Consider the following 25990-nt stretch of genomic DNA (forward strand, 5'->3'; position numbering starts at 1 on the left):
TAAAAGTCGAGAAACTTTTAGAGATCTTATGTGCCCCAACCTAAAGGATAGCTGTAGGTCTGGCTTTATGCTTGGGGCTCCTGTTTTGCTAAATACTTGTTGATCTTTGCAAAGAATTCCTCGGTTTTATAGGGTTTAGGGATAATATCATTAAATCCATTAAGATAAAATTCATCCAGATTTTCATCTAAGGTTACCGCAGTTAAGGCAATAATCGGTATCTCTTTATTGAATTTTCTAATCTCTTTTGTGGCTTCGATACCACTAATGCCAGGCATGTGAATATCCATTAAGATCAGGTTAAAATCTCCTTCTTTTACCATTTCGATCGCGGTAGTACCATTATCGGCCACTTTACAAATTGCTTTATGTTTCTCAATAATTTTTTTAGTGATCATTTGGTTAATCTTATTGTCTTCTACCACCAAAATCTCTTTACCTTCTAAATAATCCTCTTTTTCAGCAGGTAATTCTTCTTTTTGTTCTTTTGCAAATGTAGCAGGCTCTATAACCAAGAATTTTAAATCGAAAGAGAATTTAGAGCCTTTGCCTAAATCACTTTCCAGCGTGATTTCGCTTTCCATTAAACTCAGCAGGTTTTTAACAATAGAAAGTCCTAGGCCGGTGCCACCAAACTTGCGATTAATTTGTGTAGAGCCCTGGGTGAAATTCTCAAAAATCTCCTTTTGTTTTTCTTTTGAAATTCCTTCGCCATTATCTTCAATTTCAAAATGAAGAAGCACTTCGTCTTCTACTTGTTTTAACAGCCCAACTTTTATCCAGATATCTCCGTCTTCAGTGAATTTGATAGAGTTTCCGATGAGATTGATTAAAATTTGCGATAGTTTTAGCGGATCTCCCTTTAATTTCTTCGGAATTGTTTTTTCGAAATTGAAATGTATTTTAATATTCTTATCGTCGGCAGAATTTTTAAGGGCTACCAGGACATCTGAAATTCTTTTCTTCAGATCGAAGGAAGAATTTATAATTTCAACTTTATTGGCTTCAAGTTTATTAAGGTCTAAAATATTATTGATTAAACTCAATAAATATTCCCCTGAGAATTTTAAAGAATTAAGATGCTCTTTTTGATTAGGAGTGGGGTTCTCTTCTAATAATAAATGCGTTAATCCTGTAACGGCGTAAAGCGGAGTTCTAAGCTCGTGCGTTATGGTGCTTAAAAACTGAGCTTTAGCGGTGGTAGCTCTTTCAGCATTTTCTTTAGCCAAAGTAAGTTCACGGTTTTTCTTTTGTAGTAATCCGTTGGCCCTAGCTCTAAGATTATTGTTTTTATATAACGATAGAGTTAGTAAAGATAGAATAGTGATTAGGGCTACACTCAAAATAGTAGTAAGCTTATTTACTTTTAAAGAACGTTCGTTTTCTTCTTTTTGGGCAGAGAGTTCCTGTATCTCACTTCGGAGCGCATCAAGGCCATATTTGCCATAATGATCTTCTGCTAATACTTCTTTGTTAATATCAAAGATCTTGTCTCTCTCCTTATTCGAAAGTTTTAAATATTGCAGGGATTCAGTACTATTGCCTTTAGATTCGTAGATCTGGCTAAGAATTTCGTAGCAGCTCATGGTCATACCATTAAACTGGTTTTGCTTAGAGATGGTTAAAGAAGCATTTGCATACTTAATGGCCTCATCAGGATTTTTCCTTAAAAGTTCTGTTTTGGCTAAATAATAATTGAGCCGGGCGCATTCGTAAGGATTGGCAATGGAATCTAAATTCTTCTGGGATTCTTTTAAATAAAGAAAGGCTTTATCGGGTTGCTCTTCTAGATTTAAGGATAAAATAGCGCGTTGCAGGTTTAAGAGCGCAAGGTAATCGGGTATGTTTTTCTCTTTAGATTTTTTATAATGACTCTCGGATAGATTTAAATAATCCATGGCACGCTGCCGTTCTTGTTGAGAAATAAGGATTTTAGAGAAACTAAGATAACTGTAAGCAAGACCTGTCTCATCCTTAATTTCCCTTTGGATGGCGATAGCTCTATTTAGTGAGGTTGTAGCATCACTATAGTTGTGACGAATGTAATCGAGCTTGGAGGATATGCTGCTAGCTAAAGCAATATACCTCTTATGATTACTATCCTTAGCTAATTCTAATGATCGGTTAAGTTCATTTTTGGCTTTGTCGAATTCATATCTATTTATAGAAAGTTCTGCACTCGTTAATAGACTATCAATTTGACGGGTAATTTCTTCTCTGTTCTTATTTTGGGCACTAGATGAAAAAATTAAAAAGCATGAAAAAAGCAGGAAAAACGTAAGCTTTAACTTATTCATTTTACAGCTAAACGGCTTAAAATTGGAACTAAAGATACTTAAATTAATAGAAAGTTGAAATTAAATCTATTAATCTGCTGGAATACCCAATTTCATTATCGTACCAGCCAATAAGCTTGATTAATTTACCACCAATTACCGAGGTCATTTCAGCATCAAAAATGCAGGAATTGGTGTTTCCAGAGATGTCCTTTGATACAATGGGATCTTCGGTATAACTTAAGATTCCTTTTAAATTTGTTTCAGCCGCTGTTTTGAAAATTGTATTAACTTCAGTTATGGAAGTTGGTTTAGAAACATTAATGGTCATATCGGTTAAGGAACCGTTGGGAACGGGTACTCGTATACCACAACCGCCAATAACGGCACTTAGATCTGGGAATATACCGGTTAATGCCTTCGCGGCACCGGTAGTTGTAGGAATGATAGACTGAGTTGCAGCACGGCTGCGCCTTAAATCGCGATGTGGCTGGTCATGTAAACTTTGATCTGAAGTAAATGAATGTACTGTGGTGATGTAAGCCTGTTCTACCTTAAAGTTATCATGAATCAGCTTTAGCATAGGAGCAGCATTATTCGTAGTACAGGATGCATTTGAAATAATGTCTTCACTGCCGTCCAAAATATGGTCATTAACACCAAGAACTACCATTTTAATGCTTTCGTCTTGTGGCGGAACAGATAAAATAATCTTTCTTACACTTCCGCCTAAATGATTTTGAAGTTCTGGCCGGGTCTTGAATTTTCCGGTAGCTTCAACCACTACATCTGCTTTAGTGGAATTCCAATCGATTTTAGAAGGGTGGTTTTGGTTAAAAACCGTGGTCTTTTTTCCGTTAACTACGAGCTTGTTTTCTTCCGCAGAAATTTCAGCATTAAAGATTCCATGGATGCTATCGTATTTTAATAAATGGGCCAATGTTTTTGCATCAGCCAGGTCGTTGATAGCGACTACATTTATTTGAGGATGGTCAACAAGTAACCTGAACAAATTTCGACCAATGCGGCCAAAACCGTTTATTCCAAGATTAATGATTTTAGGCATTTTCTTAGTTAATGTGCTTTTGCGCTTTGTAAGAAGATCTTACCAGTGCACTACTTTCTACATGTCTAAATCCAAGATCTAAACCAATAGCTTCGTACTTTTTAAATTGATCTGGTGTGATAAATTGCTTAACCGGTAAGTGGCGTTTACTTGGTTGTAAATACTGTCCAATAGTTACCACGTCTACGTTAGCTTCTTTAAGATCATGAAGGGTTTGGATCACTTCTTCTTCTGTCTCACCAAGACCAAGCATAATTCCCGATTTTGTACGGTTTATGCCTTGCTCTTTTAAATAACGTAAAACTTCTAAAGAGCGATCATATTTTGCCTGGATTCTAACTTCGCGGGTTAATCTACGAACAGTTTCCATATTGTGAGAAACAACTTCAGGAGCTACTTCTACGATACGATCTATATTTCTGGTATTTCCCTGGAAATCCGGGATAAGTGTTTCCAGCGTAGTTTCAGGGTTCATTCGGCGAATCGCTTTTACCGTCTCGGCCCAAATGATCGATCCCATATCTTTTAAGTCATCACGGTCTACACTTGTTACCACCGCATGCTTAATTTTCATTAATTTAATAGAGCGTGCTACTTTTTCGGGCTCGTCCCAATCTACGGTTTCCGGTCTGCCGGTTTTTACACCACAAAAACCACATGAACGGGTACAAATATTGCCCAAAATCATAAAAGTTGCGGTTCCTTCACTCCAGCATTCCCCCATATTTGGGCAACTCCCCGAGGTACAGATCGTGTGTAGATCGTATTTATCTACAAGACTACGTAATTCGGTATATTTTTTACCTGTAGGAAGCTTAACTCTAAGCCATTTTGGTTTTCCTTTAGGTGTTGTTTTTGTGGGTGTAAGTGTCTCTGTACTCATAGCAAAAATCTCTTGTTCAAAGATACAATATTATGTCTAATTGCATAATTAGACGCAAGTAGTTTAAAAACTTAACTAGCTTTTACGATCTTCGATAATTTCTGAAAGTAATTTTTTGGCTCTTAGTAATTTAACCTTCACATTATTCATAGGTTCTCCCAAAGATTCTGAAATTTCTTTATAAGATTTTTCCTGAAAAAACCGAAGATTTAAAACTTCCTGATAATGCGGTTTTAATTTTTTGATATCCTGAAGGAGTTGCGCCAGGTTCTGTTCGGTAATTAGTTTGTCTTCGATTGAGGGGGTTTCGTCTACAATCGTATTTACTTTATCAGTCGATTCAGAGATGGTATTTATACGTAACTGGCTATTTTTCTTACGGAGGATGTCTACATGAATATTTTTAGAAATCGCGATAAGCCAGGTGCTAAAGGAATAGTTTTCATCAAAAGTCTCTAATCTTTTAAAAGCTTTAGAGAAGGTTTGGATCGTAATATCTTCAGCTTCGTATTCATTCTGCGTTTTTTTTAGCTGAAATCCATATACATCGTTCCAAAATTGATCAAGCAAATAATTGAAGGCCGACTGACTTCCTTTTTTTGCCTCTTGGATTTTTTGTAATAATAACTCTTGATTTATTTCCAATGTGAGGGTTTTGAAATGATGTTGGCTATAAATATACCTAATTGCGAAATGATTAAAAAGGGTTCTAAAACCGGAAATAACCAAATTATATCTTTTTCATCTAACTTTTTAGCCGACTGAAAATATACGGTTCCTTCAATAACTAAAGTAAGCCCTAAAACACCTAAAGTGAATGGCCAGTAGATTCTGAAAATCAATGAAATAATAAGTAAAATCCAAAATAATAATCTGCTGGCATAAAATAATCCCAGTAAAAATTTATGCTTCGATTTATAGAATTTCGCTACAGAAGCATGTCTTCTTTTTTGCCTAAACCATGCAGAAATACTGGTTTTAGGAACACTCCTGGTGATACTTTCTTTATGATCGCAAAGCGCTACGTTTTTAGTTGTAGCGGCTTCGTTTACAAAAAGATCATCGTCGCCAGATCGAATTTGTAAGTGAGAGGCAAAACCGTTTAATTTATAAAACTGGCTAGAGGTATACGCAAGGTTTCTACCTACTCCCATATAAGGATTGCCAAGTTTTGCGTAAGAAAAGTATTGGATAGCTGTTAAGAGCGTTTCAAAACGAATTAACTTATTGATAAAAGATTTTTTATACTGAAAGTATCCCCCATAGCCTAAAATAATAGATTTTTCTTCTGAAAATCCTGAAGCCATATGCCTAAGCCAATGAATGGATTGAGGAGCGCAATCGGCATCGGTGAAAATTAAATGCTCATTTTGGGCTTTTTTGATTCCCAGCGTGAGCGCATACTTTTTATTGGCCCAAAAAGCTTCGTTGTTTACAACATTTACGATTTTGATTCGGGGGTCCAGTTGCTTGAATTCTTCAATAATATCTAAGGTATGATCCGTAGAAGCATCATTAATAACGATAACCTCGAAATCTGGATAATCCTGCTCTAAGATGGATGGCAGAAAGTTTTGAATGTTTTCAGCTTCATTTTTTGCGCAAACAATCACCGAAACCGGAAATGTTACTGGTTTAGCCTCAGAAGATTTTGCTCCCGAAAAACTAAAAAAAGCTAAAAAATAACCAATATTAATTGCCGCGAATAGAAGAAAAAGGGCAAATAGAACTGTTGCCATTCAGCATTAATTGGACTGTTGCTTTGGATTTTTACATTTCTCGTCGGGCATCTTTCCGCAGAAACTGCAAGGCTCACCTTCTTTATTTAAAAATGGACTCTGGCTGGCACAGGTTCCTGCAAACTCGCCATCTTTCTTTCCCCATATTTTAATTGCAATACCTGCAAAGGCTAATCCTAATAAAACTGCTGTGATAATAAATAGCTCCATAATTAAATCTTGTAGTGCAAAAATACGAATTATTCGCTCTTTTTTAAAATAAGTCGAAGGTTTAGTAATTGCTTTACATTCTTTAACGAACTTTTACAGTAACAGGGTTTTAAGTGTCTGTATTTTAGAAGGATGAAAAAGATATTATTGATTTTTTTAATCCTTTTTTTACTGTTGAGCTGTGATAAAATGAAAAAACAGCAGCAACGAAATATGATTGATGAGGTAAAAGTAGAGGATAGTTTGCTTAGTGTTCGAAATGCACAGCGAATAAAAGCACTTGCAGAATCACGCAGTATTGCCATTATTGCGATGGAAGATGTTACGCTTTCTAATTTTAACAGGATACTTCAAAATGGGGATTTAGCGGCCACTTTACTAAAGGGACGCGGGCCTTACACGGTTTTTGCCCCAGAAGATGAAGCTTTTGGAGAGATAAATTATGCGGAATTCGACGAATATGAGGCAGCAAGCTTTTCTAAGTTATTTATACTGAATACATCACTGCCGTATGAAAAATTAAAAGCGGGAATTATAGAAAATCAGCATCCATTATTGCTGGAAAATATGGAAGGGTCTACATTGAAGTTTGTGGAAAAAGAGGGTGAAATTTATATAATATCGACTTCAGATAAATTGCTGAAAGTGAGTCTGCCCATTAAAGCTTCAAACGGATTTTTATACAAAATTAAAGGAGTTGCAAAGCGTAATTAAATGATATTTACCTCGGGTTCTAAATCGATCCCGAATTTTTCTTTTACAACTTCCCTAACCTTTATAGAAAGCATTAAAATGTCACTTCCGCTGGCATTACCATAATTCACTAAAACTAGGGCTTGTTTTTTATGTACGCCGGCATCGCCATCACGATAGCCTTTTAATCCGGCTTTATCGATAAGCCAGCCTGCAGGAATTTTTACTTCGGTATCGCTAATTGGGTAATGAGGTATTTCAGGGAAGTCACGATGTAGATTTTTAAACGCTTCCGAAGAAATTACAGGATTTTTAAAAAAACTTCCGGAATTACCAATCTCAGACGGATTAGGTAGTTTACTTTCGCGAATTCGAATCACTGCATTTGAAATATCTTTGATCGTTGGATTTTCGATCTCCTGTAATTCAGATCTTATAGCACCATAGTCCATTTTAAGCTGATGGTTTTTGGTGCTTAGTTTAAAATTTACACTGGTGATAATGTATTGTGCTTTCAGTTTATTTTTAAAAACTGAATTTCTATACCCAAATTCGCAATCTCCAAGCGTAAAAGTTCGACTTTCTAAAGTCTGAATATTGATGGCTTCGCAAGACACAAAACTATCTTTAAGTTCTACGCCATAAGCGCCAATATTCTGGATAGGAGAGGTGCCTACATTTCCAGGAATGAGGGAAAGGTTTTCTAGGCCGCCAAAATGCTGTTCCAGCGTCCATAAAACAAACTCATGCCAGTTTTCGCCGGCATGAGCTTTTACAATTGCATAATCGTCTTTTTCTTCAATAACTTCTTTTCCTTTTAGATCGATTTGGAGTACCGTTTTATGGATATCTCCCGTAAGTAGCATGTTGCTACCACCACCAAGGATAAAAAGTTCTTCAGCATAGGTTTTCCTTAAAATCTTCTTTAAATCTTCAATAGATTTGATTTTGATGAATTTACTGGCTCTAGCATCAATCCCAAAGGTATTATAGGGTTTTAAAGAGACATTGTGGATTACCTTCATGATCCTCTATTTACTGCTATATTGTTTAATGGCTACTTCTAAGATTTTCAATGCACGTTCAAGATTTTCTCTTTTTAACACATAAGCAATGCGAACCTGGTTTAATCCTGTATTTGGAGTAGAATAAAAACCGGCAGCGGGAGCCACCATTACGGTTTCACCTTCGAATTCAAAATCTTCTAAAAGCCATTGCGCAAAATCATCTGCACTTTCTATGGGAAGTTCTGCGATACAATAAAAGGCTCCTTTAGGTTTTGCTACTTTTACACCTTCAATTTTTTCAAGACCTTCAACAAGAATGTTTCTGCGTAAAGTATATTCCTCATTTACTTCTTCAAAATATTCCAATGGGGTATCTAAGGCAGCTTCACTGGCAATTTGTGCTAAAGTTGGCGGGCTAAGTCTTGCCTGCGCAAACTTCATTGCTGTAGTGATTACTTCTTTGTTTTTAGAAACCAAACAACCAATACGTGCACCACACATGCTAAAACGCTTAGAAACCGAATCTACCATAATCGCGTTATTCGCTAGCCCGGGAATGCTCATAATGCTATTATGTTTTACTCCGTCGTAAGTGAATTCACGGTACACCTCATCTGCTACTACAAAAAGATCATGCTTTAAAGCAAGATCGGCAATTTGCTGTACTTCTTCTTTGGTGTAAAGGTATCCTGTTGGATTGCCAGGGTTACATAGAAGGATTGCTTTTGTTTTTTCTGTGATTAGTTTTTCGAATTCTGATATTGGAGGTAATGCAAAATTATTTTCAATAGAAGATTCTATGGGTACGATGGTTACTCCGCTTGAAGTCGCAAAACCATTATAGTTGGCATAAAAGGGTTCAGGAATAATAACTTCGTCGCCCGGGTCGGTGATGGTTCCCATGGCGAATAAAAGTGCTTCAGAACCTCCGGTAGTTACAATAATATCTTCGGCAGTGACATGAATGTCATTTCTTTCGTAATATTTAGCCAGTTTTTCGCGGTAACTTGCAAAACCTGCAGAATGGCTATAGGATAAAACTTCAATACTGTTATCCCTCACAGCCTGCATGGCAACTTCAGGAGTTTTAATATCGGGTTGTCCAATATTTAACTGGTAGATCTTTTTACCTTGTTTGGCCGCAGCTTCTGCAAACGGAACTAATTTCCTTATCGGAGATTCGGGCATGCTAAGCCCTTTTTGAGAAATTGAAGGCATTCTTGTGCATTTTATATTCGTTGCAAAAATGCAAAATTAAAGTAAGAATCTAAGGAAGCTTTTATCGAAATTTGACTCGATAATCGAGATTAAATGTTCAGGTGCCGTTAGTATAGCTATAGAGATACCTTGAAATAAAATAATTTTTTAAGAACGGTCTCATGGGCTTGCCTTTAGGCAGTTTACTTTTAAGCACAGTATTTTATATAGCACAAAAAAACTCCCGAATTTCGGGAGTTTTATAAGTTGTTTGTTATTCTTCTACTCATTTGGTGTCGGTATCACCATCATCGGTTTTGGCAGGTTCATCGTCTAGAACTCTACCTTTTATTTTTAATGCTTTGGTAGGCTCCTCTGCATTAGAATATACCGTAACCGTTTTTCTGATGGGGCCAACACGTCGGGTATCATATTTTACCTCAATTTTACCAGATGCTCCCGGTTTAATAGGTCCATCTGGTTTTTTAGGAATGGTACAGCCACAGCTAGAAGTTACGTTAGTAATTACCAGATCGATATCACCGGTATTTGTAAATTCGAAAACACGAACGCCGTCGCTTCCTTTTTTAATATCACCATAATCTATCGTTTCAGACTTAAACTGCATTTTGGCAGTCTTTTGTGCCATAGCAGAATTAAATCCTACAAAGGCTAAAATGGCAATTAATGCTAGTTTTTTCATAATTCAAAAAATTTCGGAACAGTAAAGGTACGCTGAATTGCAAGAGTTTCAAAAATTATATTCAATTCAACTTCTTTTAAATTCCTTCACTTATAATTACTTTTGCTTTTATTTTTCAAAAATCAGACCAAATATGGCAATCGCTTCACAATACAGCGCAAATAAAGTAGAAGATAAATGGTATAAATACTGGATGGATCATAAATATTTCCATTCAGAAGTAGACGAAAGAGAACCGTATACCATTGTAATCCCGCCACCAAATGTAACAGGAGTACTTCATATGGGGCATATGCTTAACAACACAATTCAGGACGTATTGGTGCGAAGAGCCCGTTTAAAGGGGTTTAACGCCTGTTGGGTGCCGGGTACAGACCATGCTTCTATCGCTACTGAAGCAAAAGTTGTGGCAAAACTAAAAAATGAAGGGATTGATAAAAGTGACCTGTCCCGTGAAGAATTTTTAGAACATGCCTGGGAATGGACGCATAAACATGGCGGAATTATTCTGGAACAGCTTAAAAAATTGGGGGCTTCTTGTGATTGGGATCGTACAAAGTTTACGATGGACGACAATATGTCTGCTTCTGTAATTAAAGTTTTTGTTGATCTGTATGAAAAAGGACTGATTTATCGCGGATTTAGAATGGTAAACTGGGATCCTGAAGCGAAAACAACACTGTCTGACGAAGAGGTGATCTACCAGGAAAAAAAAGGACATTTATATTACCTGAATTATAAGATTGAAGGGAGTGATGAGGTAGTGACCATTGCCACAACCCGTCCTGAGACTATTCTTGGGGATACCGCGATTTGCATAAATCCTAACGACGATCGTTTTACACACCTTAAAGGTAAAAAAGCAATTGTGCCAATTTGTGGAAGGGTAATCCCAATTATCGAAGATGAATATGTAGATCCTGAATTTGGTACAGGTTGCTTAAAAGTGACTCCCGCGCACGACGAGAATGATAAAATGCTTGGCGATAAGCACAATCTTGAAATTATCGACATTTTTAATGATGATGCTACACTTAATGATTTTGGGATGCATTACGCCGGAAAAGATCGTTTTGCGGTAAGAAAAGAAATTGTAGCTGAATTAAAAGAATCTGGTGTTTTAGTTAAAACCGAAGATCATACCAATAAAGTAGGAACCAGTGAGCGTACCGGTGCGGTAATTGAGCCAAAACTAAGCGATCAGTGGTTTTTAAAAATGAAGGATCTGGCACAACCGGCGATTGATGCTGTGGTTGGTGACGATATAAATTTGGTTCCTGAGAAGTTTTTAAGTACTTACCGCCACTGGATGGAAAATGTACGCGACTGGAATATTTCACGTCAGTTATGGTGGGGACATCAAATCCCGGCGTATTATTATGGCGATGGCACTAACGACTTTGTAGTTGCCGAAACTCTTGAAAATGCAGTGAAAAAAGCCCAGGAAAAAACAGGAAACCCGGCATTAACGGCAGATGATCTTACGCAAGATAAAGATGCATTAGATACCTGGTTTTCTTCGTGGTTATGGCCAATGAGTGTTTTTAACGGGATATTAGAGCCAGAAAATAAAGAAATTCAATATTACTATCCAACCAATGATTTGGTAACCGCGCCAGAAATTTTGTTCTTCTGGGTAGCAAGAATGATTATCGCAGGTTACGAATATCGCGGGGAGCGACCATTTAGAAATGTGTACCTAACCGGGATTGTGCGTGATAAGCAACGTCGCAAGATGTCTAAATCTTTAGGGAACTCACCAGATCCGCTAGGATTAATCGATCAATACGGTGCTGATGGGGTTCGTGTTGGGATGTTGCTAAGTTCTCCTGCGGGGAACGATCTAATGTTCGATGAAGACCTTTGTAAGCAGGGCAGTGCGTTTGCCAATAAGATATGGAATGCATTCCGTTTGGTGATGGGATGGGAAGTTTCTGCGGAAATTGAGCAGCCGGAAACCTCTAAAATTGCCATCGACTGGTATAAAGCGAAATTCCAGAAGAGTTTGGCTGAAATTGAAGATCATTATTCTAAATATCGAATTAGTGATGCGTTGATGGGAACCTATAAACTCATTTGGGACGATTACTGTAGCTGGTTTTTAGAAATGGTGAAACCAGCTTATGGCCAGCCAATCGATAAGAAAACATTTGATGCGGTAATCGCTATTTTAGAAGATAATTTAAGGATTCTTCATCCTTTTATGCCTTTTGTTACTGAAGAAATTTGGCAAACCATTAGTAATAGAACGCCAGAAGAAGCTTTAATCGTAGAAAAATGGCCAGAGCAGGTTTCCTATGATGAAAACATCATTAATGAATTTGTTTTTGCTTCTGAAGTAATATCAGGAGTAAGAAAGATTAGAAAAGATAAGAATATTGCCTTTAAAAATGAAATTGATCTGAAGGTTCAGAATAACGATAATGTTTCAGACTCGTTTGATAAAGTAATTGCCAAAATGGGGAATATCGCTAATCTTGACTATGTAAATGAACAGGTAGAAGGAGCTTTATCTTTCCGTGTAAAGTCTAATGATTATTTTATTCCGGTTGGTGGAGCAATAGATGTGGAAGCTGAAATTGCCAAACTAGAGGAAGAATTAAAATATACCGAAGGTTTCTTAAAATCAGTAAATAAAAAGCTTTCTAACGAGCGTTTTGTGAACAATGCGCCAGAGAAAGTTGTAGCGGTTGAAAAAGCCAAGCAAGCAGATGCTGAAGCTAAAATTGACGCTTTAAAAGTGAGCTTAGCGAGTTTGAAATAGAATTATAGATCAAATAAAAATTGAGCCTCACGATTAAGTGGGGCTTTTTTATTGGCACCGGCAAAGGGTGTGATACCTCAAAGCTTGCCTTGAAATTAAAAATTTATTTCCAAAGAATGCATTATGAGCTAGCCCCGACGTTTTTTACTTGATTCTTTTTTGAGAATACAGATTGCGGTAGGTCTAGAATCAAGAAGATGGAATAGAGAGTAGAGGTGATAATTTAACTGCTGAAATAAAGAAGCTAAAAATCAGTAAAGAATGCAGTTTAAATAAAATCTAAAATTGTTGAGAGAATTTTTCCCAGCTAATGATTTAAAATATTCAGAATTCTAATTTCCCCTTAAACCTATTCAGGAACTTTACCAATGTGTTCTTCAACAAGCTCGATATATTTTTCTTCAGCTTCCTTTCGGCTTAAGCTTTTAACCTGTACAAGGGCATTCACTTTAAACGCACTGCGAAGATCTCCACTTTCAGAAGGCGGGATATAAAAACCATTTTGTTCTGTAGCTCTTTTGTAGTAAGAGTAAAAATGCAGCAATATATCTGGAGGGAATTTTTTATCTGTTTTGCTGGCCATTTCATAAGCTTTTAAAAAGCGTTCCCTGGTCTTTTCAGGCATAACTAAAAAATAAAGATTAAACTTCAGCAATAACGGTTATTCCGCCCTTTACCTTTTCATTTAATGAAACTTTAACCGGAGTGCCAACAGGTAAAAATACATCTACGCGGGATCCAAATTTTATAAATCCGCTATCACTTCCCTGTACTACTTCTTTACCTTCCTGGGCATAATTTACAATTCGCTTGGCAAGTGCTCCAGCTATTTGACGATAAAGTACTGGTCCTGTTACAGCATTTTCTACTACAACGGTGGTTCTTTCGTTTTCTTCACTCGATTTTGGATGCCATGCCACCAAAAATTTTCCGGGGTGATATTTACTGTACTTCACAATTCCACCAACGGGATGACGGGTAACATGTACATTTAAAGGAGACATGAAAATACTTATCTGTAATCTTTTTTCCTGAAAATATTCTTTTTCAAAAACTTCTTCAATAGCAACTACCTTACCGTCTACCGGCGCAACCACATGATCGTCGTTTAACGCTGTTCTTCTTGATGGATTTCTAAAAAACTGAACAATAAGGATAAAGAAGACTATAGAAACTAAAAGGATGGCAAATTTTAACCAATATTGGTTAATTAAGGAGTAAGATCCAATATTTATTACCAACAGAGAAACTGCGGTAATAGCCATGATTTTGTATCCTTCTTTATGAAACATAATTTACAAGGTATAAGTAAGCATATATAAAAGGGGCAGCAAAAATAATACTATCTAGTCTATCAAACAAGCCTCCATGGCCGGGCATCAGGTTACCACTGTCTTTAACACCTGCCTGTCGCTTAAATTTTGATTGGATAAGATCACCTAATGTTCCAAAAACACTAATAAAAATGGCTAAGCCTATCCAGTCTTTATAGCTTAAGAAATCGGTGTAAATCGAAATGAAATAACTCACGATAGCGGTAAAAATTATTCCGCCAATAAAACCTTCAATAGTTTTATTTGGTGAAATTCTTTCAAATAATTTACGCTTTCCAAAGTTTTTACCTATAATATACGCAAAAGTATCGTTAGTCCAAATTAAACCAAAAATTCCTACGACAAGTTTTGGTTTAAACTCGCCTTCAATAGTTGGGATTAACGTAAGGAAGATGACCGAAGAAATAAGATAAAATATGATAATGATATATTTTTTCTTTTCGAAAACCGGAATCTTACGAATAACCAGTAGATCTTTTACAAGAAATAAATTCACAAATATGGTCACTGCCAATAGGAGCAGGGTTGCATTTTGATCGAATTTTAGAAAACTGAAAAGATAAAAAAGTAAAGCCTGTACAGCATATAATGCATAACTTTTAAGATGTAAAAGTTTTTGCATTTCGATAAGGCAAATAAGCCCTAAAATATAAAAAAGGCCAATAAAGATTAACTCTGAAGAAAGGATAGATGCTACTAAAATAGAAATATAAAGTAGCCCTGATATGGTTCTTATAATCGCTTCCCTCATAAAATATTAAAGATCTTCCAGAAGAAGTAAATATAAATTTTTGCTACTGCTACCGTAGCTCATAAAATCACTTTCTTTCTGTGGTTCAAAGTTTTTAATGGTCGTAATGTTTGAGGGAATACGCTGTTTATTCTTAAATTTTATACCCCGTAAGCCTTCTCCAATAGTGTCTATAAGCTGACTTGTAGAAGACAATATTATAAAGTCTGATGGTAATTCTCTTAACTTTCTTTCTTTAATCTGGTTGCTGGAAATTAAAATCGATCCATCATTGGCTACCAGATATTCACAAGTTGAAAGAAAAAAAGAAGCCCCCGCTGATGAATTGAAATCTAAGTTAAAACCATCAAATTTATTTTTTAGATTTTCATCAAAGCAACAGCATTGTTTTTCGTACCAGTCGTTTTCTAATAAAATATTATCAAATGCTTCCTGTACTTCTTCCTCGTCTTCACAATACAAAAATTTCCCCCCGTTGTTTTTAAAATTAAGCATAAAACGCTCATCTGTAGGAAGTTTTACGTCTGGCATATACTTCCCACGATCAGCATTATCAGGAATATTTTCCTGACTTTTATCTGATTTAGACTTGTTAGGGTTCAAGAATCTCCTAAATAGATTCATATAGTTTTGGGTGTGGTTCTAAATATCATTTTAACCAAAGGTAAAAAATCTTAATTTAACGCTTACGTAAATTAAGATTTTTTAGCATTAGTCCAAATTTTATTTGTCTAGGGAAGCGTTGCCTTTTAGGTCTTCGCTTTCTGGTTCTTTAGGGGTGCTTTGGTTAGAAGTAGGAGCTGATTGTTCACTTTCTCTAACCTCACTTAGATGGTGCCCATCTTTTTTTGCAAAGGGACGCTCACCAAAGATATTTTGTAAATCGTCTTTAAAGATAACTTCTTTATCCAATAAGATTTCTGCTAGTTGCGTAAGCTTATCTTTATTTTGAGTGAGAAGATCGATAGCTCGTTGATATTGACTTTCAATTAAGTTTGAAATTTCTTTATCAATAAGCTCTGAAGTTTTTTCACTGTATGGCTTGGTAAAGTTATATTCACTTTGCCCTGAAGAATCATAATAGGTTAAATTCCCTACTTGATCGTTAAGGCCGTAAATGGTTACCATAGCTTTTGCCTGTTTAGTCACTTTTTCAAGATCACTAAGTGCTCCTGTAGAAATTTTGTCGAAAATAACTTTTTCAGCAGCACGACCTCCAAGGGCAGCACACATTTCATCCAGCATTTGTTCCGGTCTCACGATTAAGCGCTCTTCGGGTAAATACCATGCTGCTCCCAAGGATTGTCCACGAGGAACGATTGTTACTTTTACCAGTGGCGCAGCATGCTCTAGCATCCAACTTACCGTAGCGTGCCCAGCTTCGTGAAAAGCGATTGCTTTTTTCTCATCTGGAGTGATAATTTTATTTTTCTTTTCAAGACCTCCTACGATACGGTCTACCGCATCTAAGAAATCTTGTTTTCCAACGGCTTTGTTTCCTTTTCTAGCGGCAATAAGAGCAGCTTCGTTACATACGTTAGCAATATCCGCTCCAGAGAATCCGGGAGTCTGTTTGGCAAGAAATTCAGTATCAAGCTCGTCAGCTACTTTTTTAAGTGGCTTTAAATGAACTTCAAAAATTTCTCTTCTTTCATTAAGGTCTGGTAAATCTACATAGATCTGTCGATCAAAACGACCAGCACGCATTAAGGCTTTATCCAATACATCGGCACGGTTGGTTGCAGCAATTACAATTACGTTAGTATTTGTGCCAAAACCATCCATTTCGGTTAATAACTGGTTTAATGTATTTTCACGTTCGTCGTTAGATCCAGAGAAGTTGCTTTTTCCACGAGCACGACCAATGGCATCGATCTCATCAATAAAAATGATCGATGGCGATTTTTCTTTAGCTTGTTTAAACAAGTCTCTTACCCTGGAAGCACCAACTCCCACAAACATTTCAACAAAATCTGATCCTGAAAGTGAAAAGAACGGTACTTTCGCTTCGCCGGCAACAGCTTTTGCTAATAAGGTTTTACCAGTTCCGGGAGGGCCAACAAGCAAGGCTCCTTTTGGAATTTTACCACCAAGACTGGTGTATTTTTCGGGTTGCTTTAAGAAATCTACTATTTCCTGAACTTCTTCTTTTGCACCTTCAAGACCGGCAACATTTTTAAAAGAAGTTTTTACATCGGTATTCTGATCAAATAATTTGGCTTTAGATTTACCAATATTGAAAATCTGTCCGCCAGCACCACCAGCACCACCAGAACTCATTTTTCTCATGATAAAAATCCAAATACCAATAATAAGTACAAAGGGTAATAAGGTAATTAAAATATCCCCAAGGTAATTTGGATCGTCATCAAAAGTTAAATTGGCCTTTACATTGTTTTTCTTTTCGATTTCTTCAATGTCGGTTTCAAATTTTTCTAAACTACCAATATTAAAACTATAATCTGGGGAAGTACCAGTGCTTAAAAAGTCACTATCACCAGATGATTTTTTATGTGCAGGTTTTTCTTTAGCTTCATTTGTAAGATAAACGTGAGCAACCCTTTCATTGATTACCTCAGTTTTTTTAACATCACCTTCAGAAAGGTATTTCATATAATCTGAAGGAGTGATTTTAGCAGGCCCGCCAAATCCGCTTCCGCCAAAAAAGTTGATTCCTAAAAAGATTAAAATGATGAGGGCATATATCCAGTATGCGCTAAACTTAGGTTTCTTAGGATCTAATTTTTTATTTGATTGCTGTTTCGCCATTATTGGTCTTTCTTTCTTCTAAATAATTAATACTTTGTCTCGATAGAGGTTATTTTAGCATCACCCCAAAGACTTTCGATGTCGTAAAACTCTCTAATATGTTTTTGAAATACATGAACTACTACATTCACATAATCCATTAAAACCCACTCAGCATTCTCGCTGCCTTCGATATGCCAGGGCTTATCTTTTAAAGCTTTACTAACGGATTTTTGAACGGAATTAACGATGGCGTTAACCTGAGTGTTAGAAGTACCGTTGCAGATAACAAAATAATCACAAACTGTATTATCAATCTCTCTTAAATCGAGGATGTCTATATCATTTCCTTTTACGTCTTCAATTCCCTTAATGATATGCGCTATAAGTTGATCGCTGTTTGTTTCTTTTTTCGTCATTAAATTTATTTATTTGTGCAAAGTTATGTTTTTTTGGCTTTTTATAGACCTACTTAACACAACATTTAGCGACAATCTTTTCTTTATTATTATATGCGTATAATCAAAGTTGATGCCATCCCCTCTACAAATGACTTCGTAAAGCAATATTATACGGGGAATTCTAGCTTCGAACCGGTTTGTGTTTCTGCCCGTTTTCAAACTAAAGGAAAAGGGCAAAGAGGGGGTTTTTGGAAGGTAACGAAAGGCAAAAATCTAACATTCAGCTTACTTTATCCTAAAATTAAGGTAACGGCTAATCAACACTTTTTATTGAGTGCTGTGGTTTCTTTAGCTGTAATAAATGTACTACAGAAATTTGATATCCCTAAATTAAGTGTAAAATGGCCTAACGACATAATGTCAGGTAATTTTAAGATTTGTGGGATTTTAATTGAAAATATCCTTAAACAAGCTGACATCGCTGCCAGTATTATTGGGATCGGGTTAAATGTAAATCAGGACGATTTTGGCGATTTAAAGCAGGCTTCTTCATTAAAATTACAAACCGGAAATGATTTTGATCTGGATGAAATCTTAAATGCAATTTTAGAAGAACTTTCTGTACGCCTAAATGCCCTGTCTGAAGGAAAAAAGAGCCTTGTTTTAGAGGAATATGCTGCGCTAATGTTTAAAAAAGGTGTGGTCTCTGCGTTTCAATACCCAAACGGGGACTATTTTAATGGGATTATTCGTGGAGTGACTACCAAAGGACTTTTAAATGTTGAAATTGAAGATGCCGTGTTTAAAACCTTCGATTTAAAAGAAGTCAAATTGATGTATTAAAAAAGCTGTTTTAAAATATTCAATTTCAAAACAGCTTCTAAATTTATCGAATATCAAAATCTATAATTTCGAAATGTTTTCACTTAGATTATTGATGAACTTTTGCAACGGACTTTTTACCATCATCGCCATCATGGCATTAAATTCACCATTAAATAAAAACTGAACTTCACTTCCTGCCGCGGCTTCATGAATATGAATGCTAAGGGTAAAAGGAAATTTATCTGATCCAGAACCTAAAACTACCAGATTTGGTTCGTCTGTATTTACAATTTTAAGAACGATTTCTGGCATTCCTTTTAGCTGAAAAAGAAATTTCTCTGAAGATAAAACCTCAAATTTCTCTTTGCTGCTAGGCATAATTTGCTCGTAGTTCTCTACATTGGTCAGGAAATTATACATTTCCTGCTGGCTTTTACTGGCAGTTACTTTTGGGCTTTCTAAATTCATTTTATTCCGGGTTCCATTTTGCCGGATCTTTTCTCCAGCTTTTTAGTAGTTCTACTTCAGATTCTTTAATGTAACTGGTGCGTTTTGCCGTCTCGATTAAATAATCGTAATTGCTTAGTGTGTGCACCTCAAGATCTGCGTTTTTAATATTTTCTTTGGCAATATCAAATCCGTAAGAAAATATGGCTAACATTCCTTTTACATTGGCGCCGCTATCGCGTAATGCTTTAACAGCGTTTAAGCTACTTCCGCCTGTGCTTATTAAATCTTCGATTACAACAACGGTTTGTCCAGCTTCAAGATTTCCTTCAATCTGGTTTTTTCTTCCGTGAGATTTTGCTTCAGGCCTCACGTATACAAAAGGAAGACTTAGATACTCTGCCACCAGCATCCCAATACCAATAGCACCGGTAGCTACAGCAGCGATAACATCTGGTTTTCCATAAATTTCTTCCACCTGTTTCGCAAAATTTTCGCGTATAAAGTTTCTAATCAAAGGATAAGATAACACGATGCGATTGTCGCAGTAAATAGGAGACTTCCACCCGCTGGCCCATGTAAAAGGCTCTTGTGGTTCTAATTTAATTGCTTTAATTTGCAATAATACTTCAGCAGTTTTTATTGCTGTTTCTTTATTTAAAATCATACTGCAAATGTATAAAGTTTTTGTGAATGATACCCCGATAATTCTTTCTACAAAAAAAGATTTGGGAGGCGAATATAAAACCTATTCCATCAAAACCGTAAGGTTAAAACGTTTAATTAGAAAGATTGTAAAAGGAAAAATTACTCATGTAAATCTTTATCATAGAAAAGAAGAAAAGCTTTTAAAATTTCTGCGGAAGAAAATAAGAGTGGTTATAGCCGGTGGTGGTAAGGTTTATAATAAAAATGGCGAGATTCTTTTTATCTACCGAAATAAAAAATGGGATCTGCCCAAAGGAAAAATAGAAAGAGGCGAAACCATAGAAGAATGTGCAATTCGTGAAGTTGCTGAAGAAACTGCGATTACCGGTTTGCAAATTACCGGTTTCTTAAGAACGACTTTTCATATTTTTAAGCGAAGGGGCAAATATCGCTTAAAGGAAACGCATTGGTATAACATGACGAGTGATTATGAAGGAGAATTGATTCCGCAGGAAAAAGAGGGGATCCAAAAGGTAAAATGGAAAAATCCTGAAAAGGCCGAAAAAGCCCTTAAAAATTCTTACGCCAATATTAAATTACTATTTGAAGAAGACGAAATTACAGTTCCTAAAACCACTAGCGTGGAATCCTGAATATGGGATAACGAAGGTGCGCACTTTCGTAATATTTTGAATGTTTATGGATCCAGTCTAATTGTGCATACCAGTTTTTAGCAAAATCTGGATCGCTGGTTTTCTTTTCTTCAAAAGCAGCCTTTAAATCTGGATTTTCAGCTAGAAGCTCTTTAGCAATATCTTCAAAAACGTAGGGTGAGAAATGCTCTTTTTGCTGAAGTACAGTGTCAAAATAATTCCAGTTAAAGAAAGAATCCTCAGCAGCGGGCTCTAACATTTCAAGAAGGTATCGAACGCCATCCTGAAAAGTACTAACGTAATAATCTCCTTTTCTAAATCTTATAGAATCCATACTTACAGAAACTTCAGTCTTGCTGTGCATATAATGTCCTTCGTAAGCTGAATTTCCTGTTTCGTAATTTTCTATTTTATATTGCTGTACATATAAAGTGGTGTCTTTTTTAAAGGCCTCCATTTTAATGTTATTTAGTTTTAGCAGCTCAATAACATTCCACCAGCCTTGCGGAATCACATAAGCTCTTGGGATATCTATACGGTCTTCAGCAACAAAATTGTTGAAATATTCGATGTCTTTTGTAAAAGGTTTGCTGCGATCGTATTTTAAACGCTCAGCACCGGTAACCTCACTAGGGATCATATCACCTTCATATCCTTTGAATTTACGGATGCTTGGGTTTTCCATATCGGGCTTATAATGGATAGGGTACCAGCGTTTGGTAAGGTACTTTTTATTTTCAGCAGCTCTTAATTCTTTAATTTTTTCAGATTGATTATCGGTAATATCGACCAAAGAGCGCATTAACTCGTAGGTTCCCAAAACACGTTTGTCGTAAGGTTTTAACATGTGCGTTTCTACCATCATCCCTAAGGTATTCCAGAGTGTGGTATAACCGGTAGAGTATCTTGGATAATCTATAAATTGCGAAAATCCATTATCGGGGACCTCATTAAAAACATTCACGTAAGGTGTGATGTCAAGTTTTTTTGATTTCAGGGAATCCTCTAAAGCAGGCATCATGGTTTCATCAAGATATTTGCCCATATCACCGCCAAGTCTGTTATGCTGAGTAAAAAGATGCGTTAATACGTATTGATAGTCGGCACCATTACTAACATGATTGTCAATAAAAACTTCAGGATCCAGATAATGATATATTTTATAAAAAGCCTTCGCATTTTTAGTATCGGCTTTCGCAAAATCACGATTTAGATCGTAGTTGCGGGCATTACCTCTAAATCCGTATGCTTTTGGTCCATTTTGATTGGTTCTTGAAGATGAGTTTCTGTTTAAAGCACCGCCAATATTATAAATCGGGATAGTAGCGATAACCACATTTTTTGGAACTTTTATCGAATCCTGCGCCATATCCCTAAACATCATCATCGTTGCATCGATACCGTCACTTTCCCCGGGATGGATACCGTTTAAGATGAGTAAAATACTTTTGTTTTCTTTGATTTTGCCAATGTTAAATTGTGCATCTGGATTAAAAATGGCCAGGTGTAAAGGTTCACCGCTATCTGTGGTGTCAAATGTTTTTAGTTGTACAGAAGGATATACTTTAGCAAGATCTTCGTAAAACTGTATAACGTTTGGATAGGTATCGGTTTCAGTTCCGTTAGAAATTTCAAAACGAGTGGTAAAATCATATTCGTCCTGAAGCTGATATTTTGAAAAATCGCAGGAACCAAAAGCAATAATGATAAAGCCTAAGAAAAGAATTCTTTTCATAAATACTAACTAACAAGAAAAATAGGTTGTAAACATACTTAAAATATGCTAAAGCCACTAACTTCACATGCTAATAATAGATTCTTGTAAGATAATACGCTGTCTTATTTTACGATTTTTATTTCCTCTTTTTTCACAAAACATTTTGTATTGGTCCTTTTGGTTGTTAAACTATACATAATCCTTCTTTATGATTTTTCTTACCTGTTATTTCAGATTATTTTAGAAAGAAAAGCTAAGAAATGAGAAAGAAATTATTTTTAAACGCAGGTTTATCGCTACTTACAGGTATTTCTGGTATTGCACAAATGCAAGAAGATTTACCAGAGAAAATGAAGCAGGAACTGGCAAAACAGCCACCTGTAAAAGTTGAAACTGCGGTGGGAACATTAGAGTTACCTTCACCGTTTTCAACCAAATCTGTAGAGAATAATAGTAAAATTGTTCCTTGGCCCGCAGGCCAAATGCCTACGGCGCCGGGAGGTTTTAAAGTTACCAAATTTGCAGAAGAGCTGGATCATCCAAGAAGATCGTATGTAGCACCTAGCGGGAAAGATATTTTTGTAGTAGAAAGTGATGATGCTAAGAAAAGTGCCAATCGAATCACGCTGTTTAGAGATGTAAATAAGGATGGGAAACCAGAAGAGCGTTTTGTTTTTGCTGAAAATCTAAATCAGCCTTACGGAATGTTGATTTTGGATAATTATTTTTATGTGGCGAATGTAGATGCCATTAAAAGATGGCCATACCAAGAAGGAATGACCGCCCTAGAAGGAAAAGGAGAACTCATTAAAGAGCTTCCCGCCGGCGGTTATAACCATCACTGGACGCGTAATTTAATTGCCAGTAAAGATGGTAAGAAATTGTTAGTTACTGTAGGATCTTCCAGTAATGCCGGGGAACATGGGATGGATAAAGAAGAGCGAAGAGCCAATATTTTAATGATGGATCCCGATGGTAGTAACGAAATTGTGTATGCCGCAGGATTACGTAACCCTGTAGGTATGGATTATAATGCCATTACCGGCGAACTTTGGACAGCGGTTAACGAACGTGATAAACTTGGGGACAATTTAGTGCCAGATTATGTGACCAGTGTAAAACAAGGTGGTTGGTATGGTTGGCCATATTCCTATTACGGTGATATCAAAGATCCAAGATGGCATAAAGAACCACATAACGAAATGGTAGAAAAAGCCATTATTCCAGATGTTCCGGTAGGATCACATACGGCTTCTTTGGGAATAACTTTTTACGATAAAGATCAATTTCCTGCCAAATATAAAAACGGCGCATTTATAGGGCAGCATGGTTCCTGGAACCGCTCTAATTTTTCAGGTTATAAAGTAGTGTTTATCCCTTTTGACGAGAAAGGAAAACCGCAACAACCCGAAGATTTCTTAACCGGTTTTATTGCCAGTGAAGATGGTAGTAAAGTTTATGGCCGTCCTGTTGGAGTTACCACCTTGCCAAATGGTGATTTATTGGTGAATGATGATAACGGTGGTGTTGTGTGGAGAGTTTCTGCGGAATAATAAGTAATTTGGTTTTCTAAAAAAGAACAATTGAAGAAATTAATTATTGCACTGATATTCATTGTTGGTGCACAAACATCATTTGGTCAAAATCTGAAAGGACAAATTTTAAATGAAGCAACCTCTAAAGGTATTGCAAATGTGAATATCATCGTAACTTCAGAGGTTGTTGCTGTTTCAGGTTCTGATGGATCTTTTAGTATTGAAAATGTTGAATTTCCAGTAGTTTTAAAATTTAGCGCTATAGGTTTTGAAACACAATCCGTAAGATTCGATAAAAATCAGCCAAATTTTAAAATATACCTGAGTCCGTCTAACGAATCCCTTTCTGAAGTACAATTAAGAAGCACGCTAATTCCAACCGAGTTACAAAAAACTCCGGCAGCAATAAGTTTATTGTCTAAAAATGATCTGGAAAGGACGGATGCCGTAAATTTCGTTGATAATCTTAATTATGTGCCCGGTGTTTATGTAAATCAGGGTGCGCTAAATACCAACAAGATCAATATTCGTGGAATTGGGGCTAGAGCCCAATATTCCACCAATCGAATTCAGGCGTATTTCGACGGAATTCCTCTTGCCACAGCAGAAGGAGAACTTACTTTAGATGATTTCGATCAAGAATCATTAGAGCGAGTGGAAGTGATAAAAGGCCCTACCAGTAGTATCTACGGAGCAGGACTTGGCGGTGCCATTAATTTGTATTCCGCAGATCCTGAAAAAAAAGGAAATAAAGGAACGGTAAAAGTTCAGGGAGGAAGTTACGATACCTGGAAAAAGTCGGCCATAGTTTCTGTAAATGGAGAAAAATCTTCAGTATTTGCAAATTATAATCATGTGCAAAGTGATGGCTGGCGGGAGAATAGCGCTTATGATCGTAAAGCTGGCCTGGTGAATGCAAAGGTGCGGACTTCAGGAAAAAATAGTCTGTCGTTTTTAGCCAATTTCGTCAAGCTAAAAGCCTATATCCCAAGTTCGATAAATGAGGATGATTTTTTAAACGATCCCGAAAGTGCGGCTTACACATGGAAAGCTTCCAGAGGTTATGAAAGTTATAATCGCGGACTTTTGGGCGTAAGTTATAAGCATCATTTTTCTGAAAATTTCAGCAATCAAACCAGTGTGTTTTTAAGTTTCAGAAATGCTTATGAGCCCAGGCCATTTAATATTTTAAAAGAAGAACGTTTATCTGCCGGCGCCAGAACCAATTTTAGTCTTTCTACAATGATTTTTGAATTGCCCTCAGCATTAAGTTTTGGAGCGCAGTATTATAATGAATGGTATGAAACCGGGACGTTCGAAAATTTATATGAGGATTTCGACAATCGTGGTAGTGTGCGTGGAAAGCGCTTAAGTAATAACGAGCAGGATCGTCATTATGCCAATTTCTTTGCACAGTTAAATATGAACCTAACCGAACGTTTGTTGTTAGAAGCTGGTTTCAATTTAAATACTACAAGCTATAGTTTAGATGATTTTTATGCTGAAGATAATAGCGATCAAACCGGGAATTATACTTTTGATGCCGTTTTTTCACCAAGATTAGGCTTGTCGTATGAAGTGGCTGAACGGAAAAATCTATACGCTTCTATAAGTCATGGGTTTTCTACACCAACCGTTGCCGAAACTTTAACGCCAGAAGGGCAAATAAATACCAATTTAAAAGCCGAAACCGGGTTTAATTATGAGATAGGTTTTAAGGGTAACTGGTTCAATAATCGTTTTTATACCGAAGTTTTGCTGTATAGCATTCAGGTTCGAAATTTACTGGTGGCACAACGAATTGCTGAAGATCAGTATGTAGGAATTAATGCCGGTAAAACCAATCATAACGGAATAGAATTCTTCGGGAAATATACGTTAGATCTAACTGAAAACTGGCAAATGAGTCCGTTTGTAAATGCCACTTTTAACTTTTTTGAATTCGATCGATTTGTAAATGAAGAAATAGATTATTCTGGCAACGAGCTACCCGGAGTTCCAAAACATACCATAAATGCCGGTATCGATTTACATACCGATGTTGGTTTTGCTTTTAATGTATTGTATCGAAATGTAGGTGAAATTCCGTTGAACGATGACAATGCTTTGTATACTGATGCTTACAATCTGGTGAATTTAAAAGCTGGGTATACCTTCGATATTCTTAAAGATCTTCAGCTTAATGTTTATGGCGGAATAAATAATGTTTTTGATAAACAGTATGCGGCAAGCGTATTGCCAAATGCCGTTGGTTTTGGCGGAGCAGCACCCCGATATTATTATCCTGGGTATCCCAGAAATTATTTTACAGGACTGGCGGTTAATTATTCTTTTTGAGTACGCTTTGAGCAGTTTTTAAAGACACACTCTGAAAGGAATTAAATTTGGTATCG

24 protein-coding genes are annotated in these 25990 nt (G+C 36.4%); 6 read left to right on the forward strand and 18 right to left on the reverse strand.

What is annotated here, in order from left to right:
• Positions 1-65: 65 nt before the first annotated feature.
• From L1967_RS15810 to L1967_RS15835, 6 genes are all read right to left on the reverse strand, one after another.
• Positions 66-2297: a tetratricopeptide repeat-containing hybrid sensor histidine kinase/response regulator gene (locus L1967_RS15810; RefSeq protein ID WP_249602476.1), complete on the reverse strand. Its 2232-nt coding sequence runs from the start codon at positions 2295-2297 to the stop codon at positions 66-68.
• Between the two features lie 43 nt (positions 2298-2340).
• On the reverse strand, positions 2341-3342 hold the full coding sequence (gap, locus tag L1967_RS15815) for a type I glyceraldehyde-3-phosphate dehydrogenase (RefSeq protein ID WP_249602477.1): 1002 nt from the start codon (positions 3340-3342) through the stop codon (positions 2341-2343).
• Positions 3343-3346: 4 nt separating this feature from the next.
• Positions 3347-4225: a lipoyl synthase gene (gene lipA / locus L1967_RS15820; RefSeq protein WP_249602478.1), complete on the reverse strand. Its 879-nt coding sequence runs from the start codon at positions 4223-4225 to the stop codon at positions 3347-3349.
• Between the two features lie 75 nt (positions 4226-4300).
• Complete coding sequence (locus tag L1967_RS15825; RefSeq protein ID WP_249602479.1) at positions 4301-4870, reverse strand: RNA polymerase sigma factor; 570 nt, start codon at positions 4868-4870, stop codon at positions 4301-4303.
• Positions 4861-5964, reverse strand: coding sequence for a glycosyltransferase (locus tag L1967_RS15830; RefSeq protein WP_249602480.1), 1104 nt, complete (start codon positions 5962-5964; stop codon positions 4861-4863). The genes L1967_RS15825 and L1967_RS15830 overlap by 10 nt, the downstream gene beginning before the upstream one ends.
• A 6-nt stretch (positions 5965-5970) precedes the next feature.
• Positions 5971-6174: a membrane or secreted protein gene (locus tag L1967_RS15835; protein WP_249602481.1), complete on the reverse strand. Its 204-nt coding sequence runs from the start codon at positions 6172-6174 to the stop codon at positions 5971-5973.
• Positions 6175-6363: 189 nt separating this feature from the next.
• Here L1967_RS15835 and L1967_RS15840 point away from each other — a divergent pair, with 189 nt between their 5' ends.
• Positions 6364-6888, forward strand: a complete 525-nt coding sequence (locus tag L1967_RS15840; RefSeq protein ID WP_249602482.1) for a fasciclin domain-containing protein — start codon at positions 6364-6366, stop codon at positions 6886-6888.
• Here the strand turns inward: L1967_RS15840 and murB are convergent.
• From murB to L1967_RS15855, 3 genes are all read right to left on the reverse strand, one after another.
• Entirely contained in the window at positions 6885-7892 is a 1008-nt protein-coding gene (gene murB, locus L1967_RS15845; protein WP_249602483.1) for a UDP-N-acetylmuramate dehydrogenase, read from the reverse strand. The genes L1967_RS15840 and murB overlap by 4 nt on opposite strands.
• 6 nt (positions 7893-7898) lie before the next feature.
• The gene (locus L1967_RS15850; protein WP_249602484.1) at positions 7899-9092 is read right to left on the reverse strand and encodes a pyridoxal phosphate-dependent aminotransferase; all 1194 of its coding nucleotides are present in this window, start codon (positions 9090-9092) and stop codon (positions 7899-7901) included.
• A 265-nt stretch (positions 9093-9357) separates the two neighbouring features.
• The gene (locus tag L1967_RS15855) at positions 9358-9774 is read right to left on the reverse strand and encodes a DUF1573 domain-containing protein (RefSeq protein WP_249602485.1); all 417 of its coding nucleotides are present in this window, start codon (positions 9772-9774) and stop codon (positions 9358-9360) included.
• A gap of 133 nt (positions 9775-9907) precedes the next feature.
• On the opposite strand from L1967_RS15855, the gene L1967_RS15860 reads away from it, so the two are divergent.
• Positions 9908-12538, forward strand: coding sequence for a valine--tRNA ligase (locus tag L1967_RS15860; RefSeq protein WP_249602486.1), 2631 nt, complete (start codon positions 9908-9910; stop codon positions 12536-12538).
• 349 nt (positions 12539-12887) lie between these two features.
• On the opposite strand, the gene L1967_RS15865 is transcribed toward L1967_RS15860, so the two are convergent.
• The 6 genes from L1967_RS15865 to rsfS all read right to left on the reverse strand — a co-directional run bounded on the left by L1967_RS15865 (position 12888) and on the right by rsfS (position 17790).
• A complete protein-coding gene (locus tag L1967_RS15865) occupies positions 12888-13163 on the reverse strand; it encodes an acyl-CoA-binding protein (RefSeq protein WP_249602487.1) in 276 nt (91 codons plus the stop codon).
• Between the two features lie 16 nt (positions 13164-13179).
• Positions 13180-13830, reverse strand: a complete 651-nt coding sequence (locus tag L1967_RS15870) for a phosphatidylserine decarboxylase family protein (protein WP_249602488.1) — start codon at positions 13828-13830, stop codon at positions 13180-13182.
• Positions 13820-14623, reverse strand: coding sequence for a phosphatidate cytidylyltransferase (locus tag L1967_RS15875; RefSeq protein ID WP_249602489.1), 804 nt, complete (start codon positions 14621-14623; stop codon positions 13820-13822). Before L1967_RS15875 ends, L1967_RS15870 begins: the two co-directional genes overlap by 11 nt.
• Positions 14624-14629: 6 nt before the next feature.
• Positions 14630-15247, reverse strand: a complete 618-nt coding sequence (locus L1967_RS15880; protein ID WP_249602490.1) for an LUD domain-containing protein — start codon at positions 15245-15247, stop codon at positions 14630-14632.
• A gap of 99 nt (positions 15248-15346) precedes the next feature.
• Positions 15347-17392 (reverse strand): ATP-dependent zinc metalloprotease FtsH, encoded by a 2046-nt coding sequence (gene ftsH / locus L1967_RS15885; RefSeq protein WP_249602491.1) that lies wholly within the window; start codon positions 17390-17392, stop codon positions 15347-15349.
• A gap of 26 nt (positions 17393-17418) precedes the next feature.
• On the reverse strand, positions 17419-17790 hold the full coding sequence (gene rsfS, locus L1967_RS15890; protein ID WP_084841435.1) for a ribosome silencing factor: 372 nt from the start codon (positions 17788-17790) through the stop codon (positions 17419-17421).
• A gap of 93 nt (positions 17791-17883) precedes the next feature.
• On the opposite strand from rsfS, the gene L1967_RS15895 reads away from it, so the two are divergent.
• The gene (locus tag L1967_RS15895; RefSeq protein WP_249602492.1) at positions 17884-18615 is read left to right on the forward strand and encodes a biotin--[acetyl-CoA-carboxylase] ligase; all 732 of its coding nucleotides are present in this window, start codon (positions 17884-17886) and stop codon (positions 18613-18615) included.
• Positions 18616-18675: 60 nt separating this feature from the next.
• Here L1967_RS15895 and L1967_RS15900 read toward each other — a convergent pair whose 3' ends face one another.
• Both L1967_RS15900 and pyrE read right to left on the reverse strand, forming a co-directional pair.
• A complete protein-coding gene (locus L1967_RS15900; protein WP_249602493.1) occupies positions 18676-19065 on the reverse strand; it encodes an SRPBCC family protein in 390 nt (129 codons plus the stop codon).
• A 1-nt stretch (position 19066) separates the two neighbouring features.
• Complete coding sequence (gene pyrE, locus L1967_RS15905; RefSeq protein ID WP_249602494.1) at positions 19067-19711, reverse strand: orotate phosphoribosyltransferase; 645 nt, start codon at positions 19709-19711, stop codon at positions 19067-19069.
• A gap of 7 nt (positions 19712-19718) precedes the next feature.
• On the opposite strand from pyrE, the gene L1967_RS15910 reads away from it, so the two are divergent.
• Positions 19719-20345, forward strand: a complete 627-nt coding sequence (locus L1967_RS15910) for an NUDIX hydrolase (RefSeq protein WP_249602495.1) — start codon at positions 19719-19721, stop codon at positions 20343-20345.
• Here the strand turns inward: L1967_RS15910 and L1967_RS15915 are convergent.
• On the reverse strand, positions 20329-22080 hold the full coding sequence (locus L1967_RS15915) for a M14 family metallopeptidase (protein ID WP_249602496.1): 1752 nt from the start codon (positions 22078-22080) through the stop codon (positions 20329-20331). The two genes, L1967_RS15910 and L1967_RS15915, sit on opposite strands and share 17 nt — an antisense overlap.
• A gap of 242 nt (positions 22081-22322) precedes the next feature.
• On the opposite strand from L1967_RS15915, the gene L1967_RS15920 reads away from it, so the two are divergent.
• On the forward strand, positions 22323-23615 hold the full coding sequence (locus tag L1967_RS15920; protein WP_249602497.1) for a PQQ-dependent sugar dehydrogenase: 1293 nt from the start codon (positions 22323-22325) through the stop codon (positions 23613-23615).
• Positions 23616-23645: 30 nt separating this feature from the next.
• Positions 23646-25934, forward strand: coding sequence for a TonB-dependent receptor (locus L1967_RS15925; protein ID WP_249602498.1), 2289 nt, complete (start codon positions 23646-23648; stop codon positions 25932-25934).
• Positions 25935-25990 lie beyond the last annotated feature (56 nt).

The sequence above is a fragment of the Zunongwangia pacifica genome, from assembly GCF_023499215.1.
Taxonomy (GTDB): Bacteria; Bacteroidota; Bacteroidia; order Flavobacteriales; family Flavobacteriaceae; genus Zunongwangia; species Zunongwangia pacifica.

Coding starts and splice junctions, on each gene's coding strand:
- gap (WP_249602477.1), bottom strand. CDS start 3,342: ATGCCTAAAATCATTAATCTTGGAATAAACGGTTTTGGCCGCATTGGT.
- L1967_RS15875 (WP_249602489.1), bottom strand. CDS start 14,623: ATGAGGGAAGCGATTATAAGAACCATATCAGGGCTACTTTATATTTCT.
- L1967_RS15915 (WP_249602496.1), bottom strand. CDS start 22,080: ATGAAAAGAATTCTTTTCTTAGGCTTTATCATTATTGCTTTTGGTTCC.
- L1967_RS15835 (WP_249602481.1), bottom strand. CDS start 6,174: ATGGAGCTATTTATTATCACAGCAGTTTTATTAGGATTAGCCTTTGCA.
- L1967_RS15850 (WP_249602484.1), bottom strand. CDS start 9,092: ATGCCTTCAATTTCTCAAAAAGGGCTTAGCATGCCCGAATCTCCGATA.
- L1967_RS15920 (WP_249602497.1), top strand. CDS start 22,323: ATGAGAAAGAAATTATTTTTAAACGCAGGTTTATCGCTACTTACAGGT.
- murB (WP_249602483.1), bottom strand. CDS start 7,892: ATGAAGGTAATCCACAATGTCTCTTTAAAACCCTATAATACCTTTGGG.
- pyrE (WP_249602494.1), bottom strand. CDS start 19,711: ATGATTTTAAATAAAGAAACAGCAATAAAAACTGCTGAAGTATTATTG.
- lipA (WP_249602478.1), bottom strand. CDS start 4,225: ATGAGTACAGAGACACTTACACCCACAAAAACAACACCTAAAGGAAAA.
- L1967_RS15810 (WP_249602476.1), bottom strand. CDS start 2,297: ATGAATAAGTTAAAGCTTACGTTTTTCCTGCTTTTTTCATGCTTTTTA.
- L1967_RS15900 (WP_249602493.1), bottom strand. CDS start 19,065: ATGAATTTAGAAAGCCCAAAAGTAACTGCCAGTAAAAGCCAGCAGGAA.
- L1967_RS15910 (WP_249602495.1), top strand. CDS start 19,719: ATGTATAAAGTTTTTGTGAATGATACCCCGATAATTCTTTCTACAAAA.
- L1967_RS15870 (WP_249602488.1), bottom strand. CDS start 13,830: ATGTTTCATAAAGAAGGATACAAAATCATGGCTATTACCGCAGTTTCT.
- L1967_RS15840 (WP_249602482.1), top strand. CDS start 6,364: ATGAAAAAACAGCAGCAACGAAATATGATTGATGAGGTAAAAGTAGAG.
- L1967_RS15895 (WP_249602492.1), top strand. CDS start 17,884: ATGCGTATAATCAAAGTTGATGCCATCCCCTCTACAAATGACTTCGTA.
- L1967_RS15865 (WP_249602487.1), bottom strand. CDS start 13,163: ATGCCTGAAAAGACCAGGGAACGCTTTTTAAAAGCTTATGAAATGGCC.
- ftsH (WP_249602491.1), bottom strand. CDS start 17,392: ATGGCGAAACAGCAATCAAATAAAAAATTAGATCCTAAGAAACCTAAG.
- L1967_RS15860 (WP_249602486.1), top strand. CDS start 9,908: ATGGCAATCGCTTCACAATACAGCGCAAATAAAGTAGAAGATAAATGG.
- rsfS (WP_084841435.1), bottom strand. CDS start 17,790: ATGACGAAAAAAGAAACAAACAGCGATCAACTTATAGCGCATATCATT.
- L1967_RS15880 (WP_249602490.1), bottom strand. CDS start 15,247: ATGAATCTATTTAGGAGATTCTTGAACCCTAACAAGTCTAAATCAGAT.
- L1967_RS15830 (WP_249602480.1), bottom strand. CDS start 5,964: ATGGCAACAGTTCTATTTGCCCTTTTTCTTCTATTCGCGGCAATTAAT.
- L1967_RS15855 (WP_249602485.1), bottom strand. CDS start 9,774: ATGAAAAAACTAGCATTAATTGCCATTTTAGCCTTTGTAGGATTTAAT.